At 72.4% G+C, this 2,587-nt stretch carries 3 protein-coding genes; 1 reads left to right on the top strand and 2 read right to left on the bottom strand.

From position 1 onward, the window contains the following. Positions 1-257 precede the first annotated feature (257 nt). Positions 258-779, top strand: coding sequence for a hypothetical protein (locus ACIQOV_RS36760; RefSeq protein WP_359902736.1), 522 nt, complete (start codon positions 258-260; stop codon positions 777-779). A 28-nt stretch (positions 780-807) separates the two neighbouring features. On the opposite strand, the gene ACIQOV_RS36755 is transcribed toward ACIQOV_RS36760, so the two are convergent. After that, complete coding sequence (locus tag ACIQOV_RS36755; protein ID WP_401055143.1) at positions 808-2,034, bottom strand: MFS transporter; 1,227 nt, start codon at positions 2,032-2,034, stop codon at positions 808-810. 106 nt (positions 2,035-2,140) lie between these two features. Further along, positions 2,141-2,587, bottom strand: a 447-nt coding sequence (locus ACIQOV_RS36750; protein ID WP_401055142.1) for a pyrroline-5-carboxylate reductase family protein, incomplete at its 5' end; no start/stop codon positions are given.

Below are 2,587 nucleotides of genomic sequence, written 5' to 3'. Positions count from 1 at the left end.
GGCCGAAGTCGTAGGCGGTGACGGCCTCGTCCCAGAAGAGGTGCAGGCCGCAGGGGGTGTCACGCTCGGCTTCGGGCATGGCCTCCACCGTAGCGGGTGGCGGTGGCCGGACCGCCGTCAGGGCGCGCCGGGGCGGCACTCGCGGGAGCCGCCGGGCACGGGGTGCGCAAGGAAACTACGGAAGTTGTGGGGCAGCTGTGGAGGCGGGTGTCGAGGCGGTGCAGACAAACGCTTTGCGACTCCATATCCTCTCCGCCATGAAGCCATTCAGCGTGCAACGCCTTGGGGTAATTCTCGCTGCAATACTGGGTTTTGGCGTCTTCTTCGCCGCCCAGCCGGCCTCCGCCGCGGTCAGCGGCACCACCTTCGCGGTCGACAAGTCGACGGCGAAGGCGGGAGACCAGCTGACCCTGACGCTGTCGCTCACCAACAGTGAGACCAGTCCCATCTACTTCGCCTACGAGGCCGTCCAGCCGACCTGGCCGGCCAACACGCAGGCCGGAGCGTTCACCGTCCTCAGCTGCACCGGTGACACCTCCGACTGCGCGATCAACGGGAACAGCGCCAACTTCCACTTCAACGCGCCGATCGCGCCCGGGGCGACGAAGAGCGTCACGCTCACCGTCAAGATCACCGACACCCCGGCGTGGGGCACCGCGCCGTACACGCTGAACTGGGCGCCGTACGTCTACTACGAGTTCGGCCAGGTCGGCAACGGCACGGCCAAGGACCAGGGCTGGACCTACGGAGTGCCCGAGCTCCAGACCGTGATCAGCTGACCCCGCGTCCCGTCGACCGCCCCCGCCGTCACCCGACGGCGGGGGCCGGGGCGGGCTCCGGGGCGGGTTCCGGGGCGAAGCGGTCGGCCAGCGGCAGGACGGCGAGCACCAGCAGCATCGGGGCGAGCAGCGCCCAGCGGTACGAAGCGGCGTCCGCGATCGCCCCGACCAGCGGCGAACCCAGCAGGAACCCCACGTAGTTGAAGAGGTTGAGCCGGGCCACCGCGGCGTCGGAGTCGGCCGGGAGGAGCCGGCCGCCGGCCGCGAACACCTGCGGGATGATCGCGCAGATGCCGAAGCCCAGCACGGTGAAGGCGGCGATGCCCGCCCAGGCGTCGGGCGCGACCGCGGCCAGCCCGAAGCCGAGCGCGGCCAGCGCGGCACCGGTACGGACCACCGGGACGGCGCCGAAGCGCTGCACCGCGCGGTCGCCCAGTGCCCGGCCGACCAGCATCGCGACCATGTAGCCCAGGTAGGAGAGCTTGGCGAGGTCCTCCCGGCTGCCCAGCCCGTCGGTGAGGTACTTGACGCTGTAGTTGGAGACCGAGGCGTCCGCGATGTACGCGAAGGCCATCGCCAGGCAGAGCGGCAGCAGCGGACGCCAGGGGACGGACCGGGCGGCGGCCTCCGCGGCCTCCCGGACGGCGTCGCCGAGTTCGGCCGGGCCGGCGAGCAGGCCGCCGGTCAGCAGGGCGAGCGGGGCGATCACCGCGGCGGCCGTGCCGAACAGCACCGGCAGCCCGAGGTCGTAGTGCGAGCCGAGGCCCGCCAGGGCCGCGCCGAGGATGCCGCCGAGGCTGAACGCCGCATGGAAGCCGATCATGATCGAGCGGCCGTAGCGGTGCTGGAGCCCCACCCCGAGCATGTTCATACTCGCGTCCAGCGCGCCCACCAGCAGCCCGAACGCGCCGAGGGCCAGGGCGAGTTGCCACAGCGTGCCGCCCAGTCCGGCGGCCGCCAGGCTGAGGCAGACGGCGGGCTGGACCACCCGCAGCACGGTCCGTGCGCCGGTGCGCTTCACCAACTGCTCGGAGACGATCGAACCGACCCCGGCCAGGACCGGCACCGCGGCCAGGAAGACCGGCAGCAGCCCGTCGCTCAGCCCGTACCGGTGCTGGATCTCCGGGATGCAGGTGACCAGCAGGGCGAAGGTGACGCCCTGGAGCAGGAAGCTGACGGCGAGCGCCGCCCGCCCGACGCGCAGACCGGGCGCCGCGGGGGACGGGACGGGCCGTGCGGACGGTGCGGCACTCAAGCGGACCTCCAGGCGGACTCCACACGGACCTCGCTACCGACCGGTAGGACGATGTTGGCGAGAGCGTAGGGGGTGCGCCGCGATTACGGGAGGGGTCGCGCAGCGGTCATTTCCCGCCGGAGGCCAACTCCCGGGAGCGGTCCCGCGCCGCCTCCAGGGCGCCGAGCAGCGCGGCCCGCACCCCGTGGTTCTCCAGCTCGCGGATCGCCGCGATGGTGGTGCCGGCCGGGGAGGTGACCGCCTCGCGCAGCTTCACCGGGTGCTCGCCGGAGTCGCGCAGCATCACCGAGGCGCCGATCGCCGACTGCACGATCAGGTCGTGCGCCACCTGCCGGGGCAGCCCGAGCAGGATGCCGGCGTCGGTCATCGCCTCGACCAGGAAGTAGAAGTAGGCCGGACCGGAGCCGGAGAGCGCGGTGGCCGCGTCCTGCTGGGACTCGGGCAGCCGCAGCGCCTTGCCGACCGAGCTGAAGATCTCCTCGGCGCGCACCAGGTGCTCCTCCCCCGCGTGCGAACCGGCCGAGATGACGCTCATCCCCTCGTCCACCAGGAC

This window comes from Kitasatospora sp. NPDC091257 (assembly GCF_044757675.1).
GTDB lineage: Bacteria > Actinomycetota > Actinomycetes > Streptomycetales > Streptomycetaceae > Kitasatospora > Kitasatospora lactacystinica.
Note: the sequence above shows the minus strand (reverse complement) of the source record. Positions and strands in the feature narration are given on the sequence as shown.

What these genes read in the sequence shown, in the direction of transcription:
- ACIQOV_RS36760 (WP_359902736.1), top strand. Translation starts at nt 258, where the DNA reads ATGAAGCCATTCAGCGTGCAACGCCTTGGGGTAATTCTCGCTGCAATA.